Consider the following 17,662-nt stretch of genomic DNA (forward strand, 5'->3'; position numbering starts at 1 on the left):
AACAACAAAAACTCAGAAGTACTAAGCCTCTGAGTTTTTTTATCGTTTAAATAGAATAGGTGTTATGAAAGTACTTTTGCAATTTTAGTATTCACACGAATGTTGTTTTCAGCATCCAATCCCGGTTGCTCTCCATACATGTCAAACTCTAAGGTTACTTCAGGACGGAAGATTAAGCAATGGGTTGACCCTCCAAAATGGAACATTCCTAACTCATCACCCTTATGCACTTTGTCTCCGGGTTTTACTGTAATTTCACAGCTTGATACTTCTGCCATTCCTACCGGCATAACACACATTAAACCAATAGCAGGATTATCTGCTTGGATAAAAATAAGAGCACGAGTAGCAACTGCAGTCAGAAACTTTTGGGAGTTGTTAGGAGCAGAAGCATCCGGCTCTCCTTGTTGATTGTAAAATCCTTCATTTAAGTTTTCTAAATAATAGGTTCCGTTTACTACATATGCTTTTACAATGGTTCCGTTTACCGGACTGTGCCAACGATGAAAACTCAAGGCGCTTAAGAAAGCTTGATATACGGTACCACCTACAAATTGTGGGGTAAACTCATCCCAATTCATCATGTTTTCTAAGGAGTATTGTTGTCCTTTCATCCAAAACTGACTGGATAACTGTACGTTTTTAGCAATGCCTAAAGGAGCCGATTCACAGGCATTTACAATAATGTTATCGTTGTCGGGTTCACTTACCGGACGTATATGGCTGTAAAACTTTCTGGTAAAAAAGTCATCCCAACTTGTAAAACCATAATAAGGATCTTTAGGGGTACATTGAAAAATATCAGCAAAAGTAGCGTGTTCATCAATAGGGTTTTTACCTTCTCCTAAAGCATCTTTGGCAACTTTTACCATTTCATCTTGAGCGTCCGGACTTAACCAAGCAATAGCATGGTGTCTCGGATCATTTTCTACCAATACATATCTGGAATCTTTAGTAACTAAAAATTTAGACCAATGAGTTAATATTTTTTTAAATTGTTGATTTACCAAAGCATTAGAAAATACATCATAGCCAAAACTGGTAGCCATAGGCCAAGCCAATAATGCATTAATAGGAAAACCAATCATACCTGAAGGATCTTGATTGCTGTATTTTCCTTGTTGATAAGCTTGAGGAGCTGTGTACATAATGGCATTTAACAGTACCAAAAACTCTTCAAAATTAATAGGTTCCGGTTCCCATAATAAAGGAGTTCTTTTCTTTAATCTGTGAGCTTCAGCAAACATTCCTTGTACATTGGCATACAATACAGGATCTGTATAAACCATTTGCTTGAACTCTTCAATAGGTTGAATTAACGGACGAGGATTCTCAATAGCTGTTTTTCTTAGCTGTTGAATCCATTGTTCGATTTGTTGAGGATTTTTAGGTAACCATTTGGTTAATCCGGTGGTCGCCTGTTTTTTTTCTTGAGGTTTAAGTGTTTCTGTACTCATAATTAGTTTTTTAGGTTATATGGTTAGTAATTTTGGTTAATTCATAAGAGAAGGCTTATCTGTACTCCTTTTTTGTAGATATAGAGTGTGTGATAGAAAGTATCAACAGAGGTTAAAAGAAAAAGCTATTAACGTGCGTTGAGTGTTCTTAGTTGATAAAAGTTAGTGTAGCCGAAACAGATAAATTTATAAACTTATTAATGCAAAGCATGAATAACTATCGATCATTTATCGTATTTGTATATTAGTCTTTTAAATTTATGAAATTAAATTCACATAACCTTACGACTTTCCGTAATCAAACGGGGAAGTTTTCTTAATACTCTGAATTTGATTAATACTTTAAACAAAATAACATAACTTGTTTATTGTCAGTTGTAGAATTGACTTTAAGGGAGGTTTATCCATAACTATTGGATAATATCTTGATACAATTTTTCTTCCTTTTGGTCGGAAAAACTACTTGACACGACATTTTGAAAAAAATATTACATAAAGTGTTGATTTGAATCAAGAATTAAATAGAGAATACAATGCATATTTGTAGAAAATATATCACATGATTTTTAATACACAAGAACTCCTATCAGAATTAAAAGGTTATGTGCAGTCGCATATTAACTTTGTAATTTCTATACAAAATATAGAGGAGGCGGTATTGCAAAGGAAGTTAAGAGCAGATTCTTGGTCGGTATTAGAGTGTTTAGAGCATTTGAATTTGTATGCTAAGTTTTACAATAACGAAATAAAAAGAAGACTTGAAAAATCGAATACAAAGAAAACCTCTCAGTTTACATCCGGATATTGGGGACATAAGTTTGCTATGGATATGTTGCCAAAAGATGGAATGAGAACCATGAATACGTTTAAAAGTAAAAACCCGATATACTCAGTAGTAAAGAAAGATATCGTAATTACTGACTTTTTAAGATTGCAACAAGAACTATTACAGTTATTAGATGTGGCAACGGATAAAGATTTGACCAAAATAAAAACCTCAATAACTTTACCCTTGTTAAAATTCAGATTGGGAGATACTTTTCGTTTTGTTATTTATCATAACGAACGTCATGTGGTACAGGCTAAAAAAGTTTTGAACAGTTTGGGGGATTGATGTACTAGTGTGTCTCGATACAATTTTTTTCCTTGTTGAGCCTCGGTAAAAATCACTCGACATGGCAGGTTATTGGTTGTTAGTCTGAGTATCGACCTAAAGGGAGATGTATCGAGAACTTATTTTAGGATGATACACATATAAAAAAGAAAAGCCGGAAACAAGTGTTCCGGCTTTTCTTTTTTATTCAAAACGAGTACTATGCTAGCATAGTAACCGGATTTTCAATATATGTTTTTAACGTTTGTAAGAATTGTGCTCCTACAGCTCCGTCAACAGTTCTATGATCACAAGCTAAGGTTAATTTCATCGTATTTCCTACTACAATTTGTCCGTTTTTAACTACAGGCTTTTCAATAATAGCTCCTACAGATAAAATAGCTGAGTTAGGTTGGTTAATAATTGAAGTAAAGCTTTCAATGCCAAACATACCTAAGTTAGAAACTGTAAAAGTACTTCCTTGCATTTCAGCAGGAGAAATCTTTTTATTTCTGGCTTTTCCTGCTAAATCACGTACAGCTGCACCAATTTGAGTTAAACTTAAAGCATCTGTATGTTTAATTACAGGTACCACTAAACCTTCATCAACCGCAACGGCAACACCTACATGGATATGACTGTGGAATAACGTATTGTTATCAGTCCAACTAGTATTTACTTGTGGGTGCTTTTTTAAAGCCATAGCACATGCTTTTACAACCATATCATTAAAAGATACTTTGGTATCAGGAATCTCATTAATAGTTTTACGAGAAGCCATAGCATTGTCCATATCTACTTCAATGTTTAAGTAGAAGTGAGGTGCAGAGAATTTAGAGTTACTTAACGCCTTAGCAATAGCTTTACGCATTTGAGAGTTTTTCACTTCTTCTACCGATTCTTCACCTGCTATTGCAAAATTAGTTACTGCAGCAGGAGCAGGAGTTGTGGTAGGTTGTGCTACTGTTGAGGTTTCAACTTTAGCAGCAGGAGTATAGTTTTCTACATCCTTTTTTATAATACGTCCGTTTTCTCCGGAACCCTTAACGTTTGCTATGTTGATTCCTTTATCTTTTGCTATTTTTTTAGCCAAAGGAGACGCCAAAATCCGACCGCTCGCTGTGTTTGTATTATTAGCAGGAACTTCTGCCGGAGTCTCAACCGCTGCATTGGTTGTAGCAGTTGGAGTTTCTTCTTTTTTAGTTTCTGCAGGAGCTTCAGTTGAAGTTAAGGTACCTGATTTGTGAGCAGCTATTAAAGCGCTTACATCTGTACCTGCAGCACCGATAATAGCTAATAAACTATCTACCGGAGCGCTATCTCCTTCCTGAACACCGATATGTAATAAAGTACCTTCATAGAATGATTCAAATTCCATGGTAGCTTTATCAGTTTCAATTTCAGCTAAAATATCTCCTTCTTCTACTTTATCTCCTACATTTTTTAACCAAGAAGCTACGGTTCCTTCTGTCATCGTATCACTTAAACGAGGCATGGTTACCATTTGTACTCCTTCTGGAATAGCAACGCTTGCACTTGTAGATGAACTTTCAGCTTTCGGGCTTTCTGTAGTTTGAGTTTCTTCTTTTGTTGTTGAAGCAGAACTAGTATTTCCATTTAATAAAGCAGAAAAATCTTCACCTTCTTCACCAATAATAGCTAATAAACTGTCAACAGGAGCTGTTTCTCCTTCTTTAACACCTATGTAAAGTAGAGTACCTTCGTGAAAAGACTCAAACTCCATAGTAGCTTTATCGGTTTCAATTTCAGCTAAAATTTCTCCTTCTTCTACTTTATCTCCAACATTTTTTAACCATTGTGCCACAACACCTTCTTCCATAGTGTCACTTAAACGAGGCATGCTTATTACTGTAGCCATATTTTAATGAGTTTTTGTTGGATTTATTATTTTATAAATGGATAATCTTCTTGTTCGTAAACAACATCATGTAAAATGCTTAAGTCCGGATAAGGTGATTCATCAGCAAACTTTTCACATTCATCAACTAGTTGTTTTACTTCTTTATCAATAGCCTTGATTTCTTCATCAGTAGCATATTTGTTTTTTTTGATGATATCAAGAACTTGTGTGATAGGGTCTATTTTTTTGTACTCTTCAACTTCTTCTTTAGTACGATAGTGTTGAGCATCAGACATTGAGTGACCTCTGTAACGGTATGTTTTCATTTCTAAGAAAGTAGGTCCGTCACCTCTACGGGCTCTTTGAATAGCTTCATCAACTGCTTCCGCTACTTTAATAGGATTCATTCCGTCAACCGGTCCGCAAGGCATTTCGTATCCTAAACCTAATTTCCAAATATCTGTATGGTTTGCTGTTCTTTCAACAGAGGTACCCATGGCATATCCGTTGTTTTCTACAATAAACACTACCGGTAATTTCCAGTTCATGGCCATGTTAAAGGTTTCATGTAATGAACCTTGACGAGCAGCACCATCACCAAAATAACATAAGGTAACAGCATCACTTCCTTTATATTTATCTCCAAAAGCAATACCAGCTCCTAAAGGAATTTGACCTCCTACAATACCATGACCTCCGTAAAAACGATATTCTTTAGAGAAAATATGCATAGAACCTCCTAATCCTTGAGAAGTACCGGTAGCTTTACCGTATAATTCTGCCATTACTCTTTTCGGATCTTCTCCCATACCAATAGGCTGAACGTGGTTACGGTAAGCAGTAATCATTTTATCTTTGGTTAAATCCATTGCATGTAATGATCCTGCTAAAACAGCTTCCTGACCATTATATAAGTGTAAAAAACCTCTTACTTTTTGTTGAATATAAACTGCAGCCAACTTATCTTCAAACTTTCTCCAAAATAACATGTCTCTATACCAGTTGATATAGGTATCTTTGGTGATTTCTTTCATTATATATTAGTTGTTTATTTTTATTTCGTCCGTTTTTGCCTAACTTAAAAACGTAGCTACAAAAGTAGTAGTTTTTAATAATTTAAAAAAAGATTATAGTTAAAAGATATTTTTAGGAAAGTGTTATTTTTTAGCGTTAGATAACTTTACTTTTCTTTAGCTATAATTATGGTTGCTTTGGCACCTGTGGCTAAATTCCATTCGTTAGATGAAATTAGCATACCAGCATCATTATAAATCTTAAAGGCTGCGGTGTTAGGTCCTGAAGTTCCTTGGTTTAATGCCAGTATTTGAATGGTATTAACTCCTTCATCTAAAGGAATATTAAACGATTGAAAATTTTGTTTAAGGGTAAGGTTACTTACTACCGGAATTCCGTTAATTAATATGGTAACCATATCGCCATCCGGGTATTGGAAGTCTCTACAAATAATAGTAACACTTTTTGATTGCGTTCTAAAGCTTCCTAAGTCTTGATCTATTACCGGGTATTGGTATTGTCCGTTAATTTTTTTGAATGATTTCAGGTATTGCTCTTCAGCAATTTTGGCCTTGGTTAGTATACCTTTATTTAAATAAGCTTCGTCTTGTTGTTTCTTTTTTAACTCTTCCTGTTGTTTTTGATGTGCACTTTTAAAACCACTATCATTAGCAAAGTCTAAACTTTCAGGTTTTTTAATTTCTTTTGCAGAAACTTTAAATCCACCTAAAGATGAATTTCCTTTTTCTTTACCTCCGTTTGAACCATCTATTTGGGCAATGGTAATTGACGTATAGCCCAATAGAATAATAGCGAATAAATAGTTACCAATGTGTGTCATACAAAATAATTCTGAGCAAAGATAATGCCGATTTTAAACTATAGTCTAAATAAAGCGTTAAAAATTACTATTTTATAGGGAAGTCAAAATAAGTTTTAGGGAAAGGTTCATTTCGTAAGGTAAAATGCCACCACTCATTTTTATACGGTCTAAAACCGTGTTTACGCATTATATCTTGTAATCTCTTTCTGTTATTTTGTTGCTGTTGAGTAAGTTTTTGATAGGTGATATGTGAGGAAATACCAAAGAAATCATAAGGACTCCCCATATCAAGTTCTTCTTTTGTTGTTGTGTTTATAATAGTTAAGTCTACCGAGCTACCTCTGGAATGTCCCGATTTTGAAGCAATGTACCCCAGTTTAAATAAATGACGTTTGTTAAGAGTAGGGTAGTACTGTTGTTTCATTAGAGTATCATTAATCACTCTGGCCCATTTTACAAAATGATTAACAGCAGTTTGGGGTCTGTAAGCATCATATACCTTTAAGCTGAGCCCTTGTTTTAATAAATCATCCTGTACTTTTTTTAATGCTTTAGCAGTTTCTGTAGAGGTTATTAAAACATCATCTATATAGCCTTCAATAGGTATTCCTACAAAATTATTATGTTGGCAATATCGAAGTTCACGTTCTATAGTGGGCGCAATATCTTTTACATAAGAAAAACCTTTTGGCAGTTGCCCCCAAACCATTGCATTTATAAAGAAGGTAATACTAAGTATATATAAAGTTTTGTAATTCATGTAACCTTTAATTTATGGCAACCAAATAGGTTTTATCAACTACCGTATTTCGTGTTGCTTTGTTGACAAAGTTAAAGGTTAGCTTGGTAATTCTAAAATTCTGAAATTCTTTTATAATTGAATAGCTTATTTCTTGGGCTTTTAAGGTGTCTAATTGATGTTGACTAAGGTAAATTATTTCATTTTTATGTTTTGCAATTTCTTCCGGAGAAACCCTGATGATGGGAAGGTTATTGTAAAATTCAAAGCAAAAATGTGGAATGTCTCCTTTAATAAGGCTAACCTTTTTTAGCGTATTGTTAGCATATTGAGCAGCATAAACACCTCCTTGATATTTAAGAAGGGTTGGATAAAAACTAGTAATTAAAAAGGTGTAAAATGCTAAAAAGATGACAGAGCTGGTGATAAATACTTTGTAAACTTTATGAATGGTTTGATTGCTATAGGTGAAGTAGATAATAAGGGCACAAAGTACTGTTATAAGAAATAAAACAATATCTAGTGTATCAATCATTATATAATACACAATAGGAATTAGTAACAGGATTCCTATTGCAATTGATAACTGTATTAAAGTATATGTTTTTTGAAGTTTTATAGAATGTGTTTTGAGTTTATATATAAAGTCGGCGGTAAGAATTGCCATAAACGGAAAAACAATATTGGTGTAATGTGACAATTGAAATTTACTAATTGAAAAAACAAAGATTATTGTAAGTGTAGAGAAGATTGAATAAAATTCTTCGTTTTTATTAATGGTTTTAAAGTTTCGTTTGATTTTAAAGAAAAGAGCCAGGTAAAATAATACAGACCAAGGTAAAAAAGCCCATAATATAGTATGTATAAAGAAAAAAATGTTTCCTTCATAATTAACAATAGGACCGATGTTAAAGAAACGTCCGAATTGACTATCCCATAAGAAAAACTTAATTCCTGAAATTCCGTTTTCACCAAAAACTGTTTTTTCAGGATGTGCATCAAATTGTAAGTATAGGGTGTAAAGTTCCGGTAGCGTAAATAGAAACATTAAAATAAGTGCTACTAACCAAATAGGAGAGCATAGTTGTTTCCAGTTTTTTTTAATGATAAGCTCACCTCCAAGAGCAGCTGCTATGGGGATTAGAGTGAAAGTTCCTTTAGTCATTAAAGAGAAGGCTGCAAATAAACAACCTAATACTAAATTAATTTTAGTATTGAATTTTATGTATTTGTGAAAATAGTATACTGAAGCTATGATAAAACCGGTTAAAAAAGGTTCGGCTCTAACATCAAAATTAGAAAGTACGCTATGTAATGAAGTAAGTAAAATAATAACCGCCAGAATTGCGGTTTCTTTATTGTAGTTTTCTCTGGTAAACTTATAAGTAATCCAAACCCCAAAAAGAAATACGAAAACGGCGGGTAATTTATATGCAAAACTGTTAACTCCAAAAATTTTAAAAGACAAAGCGGTTAACCAAAAAGGAAGGTGAGGTTTGTCTAACCAATCTTTATCTAAAAAGAAAAGGTTTGTAAAATCATTATTGGTGTACATGGTTTTGGCAATGGAAGCATAGAGTGCACCATCAGGAGCCATGATGTCAAGAAATAAGCCTAAAAATGTTATGAAACCTACAAGAACTAAAATGCTGATTAGTATTTGTTTTGTATTCATATAAAGCATGTTTTAAGTTGGGGAAGAAACATAAAAAAGGCTTAACCATTGTAACCTTAATGTAATATCTTAGTAAGGAGATTTAAAGAAAATATAAACAAAAAAATAAGCCAAAACTCAACGAGTTTTGGCTTGTAAACTAATAAAACCAAGTATTAGTATTGTTAGGAGTTAGCTAACAAAATACTAATGTGTTTAGTGTCAACTATATTTTAATGTAAGCTAATTATTTTTTCCATTTTCCATTGATTGTTCTCTTTTTTCCAGATAGTAATAAATTTGCTGGGAACAGATTTTGCATCAGGTTCTTGTTTGTTGAAAAATTTATGATACCCAATTTCAACTGCACCATAATTCTGAATAGGATATACTTCTATACTGCCTTTAATTAAAGTTCGGGTAACTTTATTACAAATATTCTTTTTGGTAGATTCAAGAATATCTTTTTTAGAAGTAGATAGTCCGGTTTGATCGTGAAAGAATTCTACAGTATCACTTAAAATTTTAGCTTGAGTATCTATATCACAATTATTATAGGCATTAAAATAAGTAGCATCCATAGCTACAATTTCATTATAAAGATTCATATCCACAGGTTTATAAGTTGGAATTTCCTGAGTTTGCCCGTTCATAAACCATGATAAAAATAATGTATACAACAAGGTTAGCAGTTTGATGAAAAAGTTACCTTTAAAAAAGAAGTCAAAAAAAGAGTCCATAGTTTTAGCTTTTAATAGTGTTCGTTTTTAATAGTTACCAGATTTTAAATTCTGTAGTTTCTCCGTTTTCATAATTTCTAATGAATCCGTATTTACCATCGTTTTTAATAAATAAACTTTTGGTAGTTGTTTTTCCTTTAAAACCATCATTACAGTTAACTTGTATGGCGTATGTTTTAATTTTACCATTGTCGTAAAAAGTTGATTCAGAAAAATCGATATCTATGTTTTTACGTTTTTTAAACCAACGAGCTAGCTTTGTTAGCTCGTTTTTGGTGGTTTCAGTAGTAATAATCAGTTCGGCTTTAAAATCGTTTATAGTACTATCAAATAAAAAACTGATGTCTTTATTGTCGTCATTATCATCATCATTATCAAAGGTATCTTGTTTGGTATCTGAGTTTTCACTTTCTTTATTCGGTGTATCGCAATCCGTACAATCTAAACCTTTGGTAGTCATTTTAAAATGATGGTTTACCATATCTCTATCATATATATTTTCTGTATTATCAATATGGTGTAAGAAATCACGTGATGATCTTTCAAAATATACGGTTGTTCCTTCAGGAATATAAACAGTTACTTTAACCTCTTCATCTTTCCACATGTTTTTATAATCACTTAAAAAGAAGGCGTCAAAAACAATTACGTTGTTAGCAGATTTAAAGTTGTAATTAATATTCTCTGCATTTTTATTGGCATCATTACGTCTTCTTCCTTCAGATGTTTTTTTGATTTCTACATAAGCATTTCCGGTTTCGCTCTTTTTTACATCTATGTTTATATCATTTGAATACTTCATTTCTTTAGCATCAATGGTAACATCAATAGCATTGCTTCTACTACGTAAACTATGTAGGTAATATATGTTGTCATCATTAATAACTCTGATTTTCAAAGGCTCATTTTCATTATATGTAATGCTATGTTTGTTTACATAAGTTCCATCATAAGCACTTAATGTTTTATATTCAATAGCAGAAAAACCAATTCCCAATAAGGCAACTAACCATATTCCTAATAACGTAAGTACGGCAGTGGTACTAAGCTTTTTTATGCTTGGAGATAAAATTCGTAACCCTAAAATAAATAAAACTACAAACGGAATACCGATAAGGATAAAGAACAAGATAGCTAATAACCATTTTGGAATAGTAGAGTCATAGAAAAACGGAGGGTAGTGAACAAAATCACTATCAAAATTCAGAATTTCTAAACTACTAACAGAAAATGCACCTAATAGTAGTGAAATAAGCGTAACTCCGGCTATAAAGATTAAAAGCACTCCCATAAACTTTCCAAAAACTTTAAATACAGCAAGTAAGATTTTACCTAACGTATCAATAAAATCCTGAAATCCCGATTTAGTTTGTGCACGTAGTTTTTCATAGTCTGCACTTGTTATTTTATCGGAAAGTTCATGGGCACCATCTTTTAATTTTGATGATAGATTTTCAAACTCGTTACGAATTTTTTTTTCTATGTTATCAATGTTAACAGCTTCACCTTCCATTTGTAGTTTTTCAGAAGTAGTTTTAGCTTCCGGTAATAAAATCCATAAGATAATATATACTAAAGGAGAAAATCCACTAGCTAATAATAAGATAAAAGCTAATCGTACCCATATTGAATCTATGCCTATATAATGTCCAAGTCCGGAACATACACCTCCTAAAAATTTATCATCTCCATCTCTGAAAAGTTTTTTTGAAGAAGTTCTCTTACGACTGGTGTACGAAGAAGGTTCATCATACATTTCTTCTGCTTCAGCGTAATCTTCCGGTTGTCCCATAATGGCAATGATTTCGTCTATATCATTTTCATTAACCACCTGACGAACATCAGTAACCCTTTCTGATAACAGTTCGCTAATACGTGCTTCAATATCCGCTATAATTTCATCTTTTCCTTGAGGGTCATCACTCAATGAGCGAGCTATAGCGTCTAAATATCGCTTTAATTTTTGGTAGGCAATTTCATCTATATGAAAAAAGAAGCCGCCTAAATTTATATTAATAGTCTTATTCATTTCTAGTTGATTTTGTGTTTGTTACTTGGTTTACTGCGTTTACTAAATTAATCCAGGTTTTATCCAGTTCTTTTAAAAATAATTGTCCGTTTTCTGTAATAACATAATATTTTCTCGGAGGTCCAGAGGTTGATTCTTCCCATCTGTAGTTTAATAACCCTGCATTTTTTAGTCGAGTTAGTAAGGGATAAATGGTACCTTCAACCACTATCATTTCTGCATTTTTTAAGGCCGATAGAATTTCTGAAGTATAAGCATCTCCATTTTTTAAAATAGATAATATACAGTATTCTAACACCCCTTTACGCATTTGAGCTTTCGTGTTTTCTATCTTCATTGAGTGTCTTTTAAGTGGTTATTTAATAAATTTTATAGTAAATGGATATTTATATACTTCTCCATTATTAGCTTTCATTGCCGCAATAATTATAAGTGCAATTTTTATCAAGCTTACTATACTAACTAATGAGGCAATTCCTAAAAAACCAAACAAACCATTACGTGAATGATGATTTCCTAAATCAAAATCTACATTAATACCATGAAAAATATCTAAAATACTTCCAAAGAAAAAAGAGAAAAAAGAAGCTCCTAAAATAAAAATGTATAAACCAAAACTTATATTAAAGTTTACCGCTTCTTTACCATGCTCATCTAAATATGGGCTTTTATCTTTTAAAGTTTGCCATATTATTAATGGAGTTATAATACTACCAAAAGGAAATATGTACCCTGCAAAAGAAGATATATGGATTAAAAAAGCATTAGTATTTTCATTGTTGTGTTGCATAATAATATGATTTATATAATACTTGACTATGCAAATATATATATATTATATGATACTATGCAATACATAGTACTAAAAATTAACATAATTTAACATATACTTATAGTGTAATTAATTGAATTAAAAGTTGTACATTGCCCGTAAACACTATATAAATGAAGTTTACACCTCGAAAAATTAACGCCTTTTTATTTTTTAAATTACCAGCTGCTTTTATTACAGGAATAAGAGTAAAATCGATTTCAAATGATAATTCTGTTGTTTTAGTAAAGCACAAATGGATTAATCAAAACCCTTTTAAATCGATGTTTTGGGCAGTGCAAGGAATGGCGTCTGAGCTTTCTACAGGAATTTTGGTAATGAAAGAAATTGATGAATCCGGAAAAAAAATATCGATGTTAGTTACCAATATGAATGCAATATTTACTAAAAAAGCTACGGGCAGAATTAAATTTGAATGTAATGACGGTGCATTAATAAGAGAAACAATTAAAAAAGCTGTTGAAACAGGAGAAGGGCAAACGGTTATTGTAGTTTCAGAAGGAATTAATGAAGAAGGAGTTTCCGTTTCACGATTTGAATATGAGTGGAGTTTAAAAGTAAAATCGTAACAAAATTAAATTGTAGAAGTCTAATAAGAAAAACGAATTATTATGAATGCACACGAAATTGATTACCGAATTTACGGTGAAGAAATGCAATATGTAGAAATTGAGTTAGACCCGGAGGAAGGCGTAGTAGCCGAAAGTGGAAGTTTTATGATGATGGAGTCAGACATACAAATGAATACTATTTTTGGGGATGGTTCTAATCAGGAAAAAGGACTATTAGGTAAAATCTTTTCTGCCGGAAAGAGAATTCTTACCGGAGAAAGTTTGTTTATGACAGTATTTACTAATGTTGGAAGAGGTAAAAAACAGGTGTCATTTGCTTCACCTTATCCTGGAAAAATAATACCTATTGATTTAACAGAATTCGGAGGAAAGTTTATTTGTCAGAAAGACGCTTTTTTATGTGCTGCCAAAGGAGTTTCAATCGGAATAGAGTTTTCAAGAAAGTTAGGTAGAGGGCTTTTCGGTGGTGAAGGATTTATTATGCAGAAAATGGAAGGAGATGGTATGGGATTCATTCATGCCGGAGGTACAATGGCTAAAAAAGTATTACAACCAGGAGAAATATTAAAAGTGGATACCGGATGTATTGTTGGGTTTACAAAAGATATAGACTATGATGTTGAGTTTGTAGGAGGCATTAAAAATACCATTTTTGGAGGAGAAGGATTATTTTTTGCAACTTTAAGAGGTCCGGGTACAGTATATATTCAATCATTACCATTTAGTCGTTTAGCAGGAAGAGTATTGGCAATGGCACCTCAAACCGGTAAAGGAGATAGAGGTGAAGGTAGTGTTTTAGGTGGTTTGGGTAATATATTAGATGGAGATAATAGATTTTAAAATCTTAGTATACAATCATAAAAAAATCCGCATTTAGCGGATTTTTTTATGGTAATATTTTCAAGGGTATACTTTTAAACTATATACCTAATTCTTCAAACATATTAATTAGCTTTTCTCCGTCAGAAGGTCTTGGAGCGTTAGGGCTAATTATATTTCCTTCCGGATCTACCATAATAAAACGTGGTAATCCTTTAATTGCAAACTTTTTAATAAAGTCAGATCCGAAAGATTTGTCAGCAAATAATTGAACACCTCCCATTTCTTTTTGCTCAATGGTTTCTTTCCATTTATCTTTTGCGTTAAGGTTATCAACGCTAATGCTTACAAATTCAATATTTTTATCGTGATACTGTAATTCTAATCTTTTTAATAAAGGTGTTTCACGCTTACAGAAACTACACCAAGTAGCCCAAACATCAATATATAAGTATTTACCTTTTCCAAGTAAATCATCTAATGAAGTTTTACCTCCACTATAGTTCTCATAATTGTCAAATTTAGGACAAGGTTTTCCTTTGGCTGTTAATTTTAAAGAGTTGTAAATGTCAGTAATTCTATCTTCATGTGCTTTGTTGGTAGAATACGACATGAATTTTTTGTAATAATCCTCTAAATCTTCGGCAAACGTAATACCGTCTTGAGCTTTACTAAATAAAAGATCATTTTTAACAATACTGTCATTTACTTCTGTTTGGATAGTTTCCATATATGTTAAATAGAAATCTCCATCCTCAACTAATTTGTCATTTGTAATTTTCTGAAGTTCTTCAGTAAGAATAGTTCTGTAAAATTCAGAATTTACATAATCTTCACCACTGTTAAAGTTTATTTTATCTAAAACAGAAGGAAAGCTTTCAGAAACTACAAAATCTTTATTACCGCTTAAAGCAGGGTAATACTTTGGGTAGTAGTATAAGTCTCTTAAATACTCGTAGTCAATGTTTTTGATTTCTTTCTTTAAAAAAGATTCAGGTAATTTACTATTGATAGCTAAATCAGTTAAATCTTTTTTATACTTTTCAACTTTAGTCAAAAAAGCATCTTCTTCTAAGCTAAGTAAGTCTCTTAAGTTACCTATTTGCTCTTCAAACATTTTGCCTTTCTTAATAAAGTAAGTACCGATTGCAGCATTAGTTCCTTCAAACTTAATAGCATCTGGATTATTGTAGTCTAAAAGAATTTTAAGATCTTCATTTTTTGTTAGATAGATATTAAATTTTCTTTTATTAAAAGTTAAACTGTAATAACCGTCTTTGTCAATCTTTAGAGTGTCTACAAAGTTTTTTGCTTTTCTGTCAAAAGATATGTTCTCATCAAACTCAAATCCTTCAAGCTTAATATCTCGTTTGTTGAAATTTTCAACAGAGCCTGATAAAACAAGGTAGTCTTTAACAGGTTCTTTCTTACATGAAAGTATAATACCTCCTATGAGGGTTAAAAGTACTATTTTTTTCATTCTTATGTATTTAGGTAAATGTAGTGTTTAAAGATTCGAAAGTACTTTATTTAGTTTTCTTTTCAAAGAAATTAACAAAAAATTTCTGCTAAAGAGCGTCTTTGTAGTATGTTTTAACTCAGTTAAATAAGTGTGTGGGTTGAAAATAATAGGTTGAAAATTTAAGACTTAGTAGAATTTAAGAAAAAAACTGAAGCATTAGCCTCAGTTTTTCTTTCTTTTTCAATAACAATTATCCCCACAAGCTTTTTTTAATTAGTAGTAGACGATTTTTCATAGTAAACGTATTAATTGTTAAAGCTTTGTTAAAACAATAATTGTACCAGTTTTTAGAAATTATTAAAGAAAATTAATAAAAATTGATTTTTTATAAACTAAGTACTGTGTTTTTTGTAAAAAACAACATTTATACCAGTATTTTTTACGTTTAACTAAAAAGATGGTGTAGTTGTAGCTTTTTTTAAGACACTCAGGGAGTTAATGCAGAAATTTGAAGTAAGTAAAGTTAGAAAAGTAGTCAATAACTTATTTAATTTTTGCTTTTAAAAAGAACAAGAAATTATACATTATGAATGATCAAATTTTATTTCCACTGGAAATTGAAGCCTACAGAATAGGCGAAGACGATAAAATATCAATAATGGCAAAAGGATATGAGGAAGGATATTGTAAAATCAAAATTCAAGCTTCAGCGGCTACAATCTATCCTCCTGTATATTTGGTCATGGGAGAACCTTGTAAAGAAATAGGTTACTTTCCATACTCAATACAAAAAACGATTCCTTATCCAAGTAATATAGACTATGTGCAATTTCAAACGGTTGCCGGTACAAAAAGAATACCGATTATAGATGTATTGGAAGAAACCGAGGTTGATGTAAAATCATTAGTGTCAATAGACGAAAATCAAGTAATAGGTTTTTCGTATAATTCTATTGATATTAATAAAGCAATAAATGATGCTGTTAATAAACTTAGAAAGTTAAACCCAGATTTTATTTCTGCCCAACTAAAAACATCTGGGGTGGTTTCTTTAAAATCTCTTTCTAATTTTAATTTCTATTATGCTATTATGGAAATAGATGAGTAAAAAGAAAAAATAAGTACAATAAAATTATGTTAATAGAGTTTTAGTAATGTAGTAATTAAAAAGCCCCCTATAAAAACAGAGGGCAAAGAAGTTTACTTAACTTACAAGGGGAAAAATTTAAGTAACTGACTACAAGTTACGAAAAAATAACAAAAAGATAAAATTTTAATAACAAAGAAATTGTCTTTTTAAAAAATACTGAAAAAGTCTTTCTGAAATATTGAATGCGAAAAGTAGGGAAAATAGGGAGCTTCAGAGGAAGCTCCCACACTATACACTTAAAAACCCTTCTTACAAATCTATAAGCTAAATAGTGGCGCAAAAGTCTGAAAAAAGATTTACATGGGCAATAAGTAAAACCACTAATTATTAATAAAGGGGTTTTACTAGTGCTTATCCATAGAAACCATTAATATATAAGGTCTGAAAATCAATTTTTTTATAGAAATTTTAGAGGAAGGTTAGGTTGAAAAATGATTGTTTATGTTAATAAAATGTCATTTTAAAATAAAAAAAAGGTTCTTACAAAATAAGAACCTTTTTAAAAATGATTTTTCTTTTAAAAAAATCTACTACTAAACTATACTACTAATCTTTTGACACAAGAAAAAATAAAAAGTCACAGGAATATAAAAAAATAAAAAAAGCTCCCGAAGGAGCTGATAAACAAAGTTAAAAGGGGATAATAAGAGGTTTGGTTAGTTTTGGTTGATATTGATATAACTTATAAAAATTCCTACTCATTGGTCCGAGTAGGAATTTTCCCCTTGAAATATTAAGCTGTCCGAAAATTTTGATTCCAAACTTATTGCAATTTAAAACAAAAGATTAGTGTGTACAATAAGTAGAATCCCTATATGTTAACTCATGGTTTTTACCTAGTCTGCTACTCAATAACCATGAGCTAATTGATTTTGTAGATTTAGTAAATTAACACGAATAACCTTGTTTTTTGGGGAGGAACGGAAAAATAAAGTATAGATATATTTTATTTCTAAATAAAAGAATTAAAAAAGTTATAGAGATAAGATTATAAAAAATACAGAAAGGTAATTTTATATAATAAAAAAAGCCTCTCTTTAGAGAGGCAAACACATTAATATAGCCTGTGATATAAGATAACTATGGATTCACATCCATAACCTACTACTACGGTTCAAAATTACAGGATTGAAAGAATAGAACTGTTAATATAGATTAAAGAAAAGTTTATGAGAAGTAAAACTTAAATCAACTTAAAATTTAATACTAATAAATAAAAAAAGAATGTCCAAAATTGAACATTCTTTAATAGATTAATAAAAATAAATTTGTGGGAGGAATTTGGATTTTAAACAGCTAAATATTTATAAACCCTACCACATAAATGTTTTTTAACTAAAATATAACAAACTTAAAATTGGTTCATAAATGCAGTATAAATGTTTCTTTTTAGGGAACTCTTTTATTGAATGAGATT

At 31.4% G+C, this 17,662-nt stretch carries 15 protein-coding genes; 4 read left to right on the forward strand and 11 right to left on the reverse strand.

All coding sequences use genetic code 11. The annotated features are described in order from the left end of the window. Positions 1–62: 62 nt before the first annotated feature. Positions 63–1,457 (reverse strand): phophatidylserine decarboxylase associated domain-containing protein, encoded by a 1,395-nt coding sequence (locus ACQY1Q_RS05025; protein WP_431004192.1) that lies wholly within the window; start codon positions 1,455–1,457, stop codon positions 63–65. A gap of 559 nt (positions 1,458–2,016) precedes the next feature. Here ACQY1Q_RS05025 and ACQY1Q_RS05030 point away from each other — a divergent pair. Beyond that, positions 2,017–2,571 (forward strand): DinB family protein, encoded by a 555-nt coding sequence (locus ACQY1Q_RS05030; RefSeq protein WP_431004193.1) that lies wholly within the window; start codon positions 2,017–2,019, stop codon positions 2,569–2,571. 199 nt (positions 2,572–2,770) lie between these two features. Here the strand turns inward: ACQY1Q_RS05030 and ACQY1Q_RS05035 are convergent, their stop codons facing one another. The 9 genes from ACQY1Q_RS05035 to ACQY1Q_RS05075 form a co-directional block, all read right to left on the reverse strand. Next, entirely contained in the window at positions 2,771–4,429 is a 1,659-nt protein-coding gene (locus tag ACQY1Q_RS05035) for a 2-oxo acid dehydrogenase subunit E2 (RefSeq protein ID WP_431004194.1), read from the reverse strand. Positions 4,430–4,455: 26 nt separating this feature from the next. Continuing rightward, positions 4,456–5,445 carry a pyruvate dehydrogenase (acetyl-transferring) E1 component subunit alpha gene (gene pdhA, locus ACQY1Q_RS05040; protein ID WP_431004195.1) on the reverse strand — a complete coding sequence of 330 codons (990 nt, stop codon included), beginning with the start codon at positions 5,443–5,445 and terminating at the stop codon, positions 4,456–4,458. A gap of 146 nt (positions 5,446–5,591) precedes the next feature. Then, a complete protein-coding gene (locus ACQY1Q_RS05045; RefSeq protein ID WP_431004196.1) occupies positions 5,592–6,266 on the reverse strand; it encodes a hypothetical protein in 675 nt (224 codons plus the stop codon). 67 nt (positions 6,267–6,333) lie between these two features. Further along, positions 6,334–7,008 carry a M15 family metallopeptidase gene (locus ACQY1Q_RS05050; protein ID WP_431004197.1) on the reverse strand — a complete coding sequence of 225 codons (675 nt, stop codon included), beginning with the start codon at positions 7,006–7,008 and terminating at the stop codon, positions 6,334–6,336. 7 nt (positions 7,009–7,015) lie between these two features. After that, entirely contained in the window at positions 7,016–8,662 is a 1,647-nt protein-coding gene (locus ACQY1Q_RS05055) for an ArnT family glycosyltransferase (protein WP_431004198.1), read from the reverse strand. Positions 8,663–8,874: 212 nt separating this feature from the next. Beyond that, entirely contained in the window at positions 8,875–9,381 is a 507-nt protein-coding gene (locus ACQY1Q_RS05060) for a nuclear transport factor 2 family protein (protein WP_431004199.1), read from the reverse strand. Between the two features lie 34 nt (positions 9,382–9,415). Then, positions 9,416–11,410, reverse strand: a complete 1,995-nt coding sequence (locus ACQY1Q_RS05065; RefSeq protein WP_431004200.1) for a PspC domain-containing protein — start codon at positions 11,408–11,410, stop codon at positions 9,416–9,418. Continuing rightward, positions 11,403–11,747 carry a PadR family transcriptional regulator gene (locus ACQY1Q_RS05070; protein WP_431004201.1) on the reverse strand — a complete coding sequence of 115 codons (345 nt, stop codon included), beginning with the start codon at positions 11,745–11,747 and terminating at the stop codon, positions 11,403–11,405. The genes ACQY1Q_RS05065 and ACQY1Q_RS05070 overlap by 8 nt, the downstream gene beginning before the upstream one ends. A gap of 18 nt (positions 11,748–11,765) precedes the next feature. Then, positions 11,766–12,200: a DUF4870 domain-containing protein gene (locus tag ACQY1Q_RS05075; RefSeq protein WP_431004202.1), complete on the reverse strand. Its 435-nt coding sequence runs from the start codon at positions 12,198–12,200 to the stop codon at positions 11,766–11,768. Between the two features lie 155 nt (positions 12,201–12,355). Here ACQY1Q_RS05075 and ACQY1Q_RS05080 point away from each other — a divergent pair, with 155 nt between their 5' ends. Further along, entirely contained in the window at positions 12,356–12,811 is a 456-nt protein-coding gene (locus ACQY1Q_RS05080) for a DUF4442 domain-containing protein (RefSeq protein WP_431004203.1), read from the forward strand. Between the two features lie 42 nt (positions 12,812–12,853). Further along, entirely contained in the window at positions 12,854–13,654 is an 801-nt protein-coding gene (locus tag ACQY1Q_RS05085) for a TIGR00266 family protein (RefSeq protein WP_431004204.1), read from the forward strand. A 79-nt stretch (positions 13,655–13,733) separates the two neighbouring features. Here the strand turns inward: ACQY1Q_RS05085 and ACQY1Q_RS05090 are convergent, their stop codons facing one another. Then, positions 13,734–15,113, reverse strand: a complete 1,380-nt coding sequence (locus tag ACQY1Q_RS05090; RefSeq protein WP_431004205.1) for a TlpA family protein disulfide reductase — start codon at positions 15,111–15,113, stop codon at positions 13,734–13,736. Positions 15,114–15,681: 568 nt separating this feature from the next. Here ACQY1Q_RS05090 and ACQY1Q_RS05095 point away from each other — a divergent pair. Then, entirely contained in the window at positions 15,682–16,203 is a 522-nt protein-coding gene (locus tag ACQY1Q_RS05095) for a hypothetical protein (protein ID WP_431004206.1), read from the forward strand. Positions 16,204–17,662 lie beyond the last annotated feature (1,459 nt).

Origin of the sequence: Tenacibaculum sp. TC6 (genome assembly GCF_050606265.1) — a bacterium.
Classification (GTDB): Bacteria; Bacteroidota; Bacteroidia; order Flavobacteriales; family Flavobacteriaceae; genus Polaribacter.

Coding starts and splice junctions, on each gene's coding strand:
- ACQY1Q_RS05025 (WP_431004192.1), bottom strand. CDS start 1,457: ATGAGTACAGAAACACTTAAACCTCAAGAAAAAAAACAGGCGACCACC.
- ACQY1Q_RS05030 (WP_431004193.1), top strand. CDS start 2,017: ATGATTTTTAATACACAAGAACTCCTATCAGAATTAAAAGGTTATGTG.
- ACQY1Q_RS05035 (WP_431004194.1), bottom strand. CDS start 4,429: ATGGCTACAGTAATAAGCATGCCTCGTTTAAGTGACACTATGGAAGAA.
- pdhA (WP_431004195.1), bottom strand. CDS start 5,445: ATGAAAGAAATCACCAAAGATACCTATATCAACTGGTATAGAGACATG.
- ACQY1Q_RS05045 (WP_431004196.1), bottom strand. CDS start 6,266: ATGACACACATTGGTAACTATTTATTCGCTATTATTCTATTGGGCTAT.
- ACQY1Q_RS05050 (WP_431004197.1), bottom strand. CDS start 7,008: ATGAATTACAAAACTTTATATATACTTAGTATTACCTTCTTTATAAAT.
- ACQY1Q_RS05055 (WP_431004198.1), bottom strand. CDS start 8,662: ATGAATACAAAACAAATACTAATCAGCATTTTAGTTCTTGTAGGTTTC.
- ACQY1Q_RS05060 (WP_431004199.1), bottom strand. CDS start 9,381: ATGGACTCTTTTTTTGACTTCTTTTTTAAAGGTAACTTTTTCATCAAA.
- ACQY1Q_RS05065 (WP_431004200.1), bottom strand. CDS start 11,410: ATGAATAAGACTATTAATATAAATTTAGGCGGCTTCTTTTTTCATATA.
- ACQY1Q_RS05070 (WP_431004201.1), bottom strand. CDS start 11,747: ATGAAGATAGAAAACACGAAAGCTCAAATGCGTAAAGGGGTGTTAGAA.
- ACQY1Q_RS05075 (WP_431004202.1), bottom strand. CDS start 12,200: ATGCAACACAACAATGAAAATACTAATGCTTTTTTAATCCATATATCT.
- ACQY1Q_RS05080 (WP_431004203.1), top strand. CDS start 12,356: ATGAAGTTTACACCTCGAAAAATTAACGCCTTTTTATTTTTTAAATTA.
- ACQY1Q_RS05085 (WP_431004204.1), top strand. CDS start 12,854: ATGAATGCACACGAAATTGATTACCGAATTTACGGTGAAGAAATGCAA.
- ACQY1Q_RS05090 (WP_431004205.1), bottom strand. CDS start 15,113: ATGAAAAAAATAGTACTTTTAACCCTCATAGGAGGTATTATACTTTCA.
- ACQY1Q_RS05095 (WP_431004206.1), top strand. CDS start 15,682: ATGAATGATCAAATTTTATTTCCACTGGAAATTGAAGCCTACAGAATA.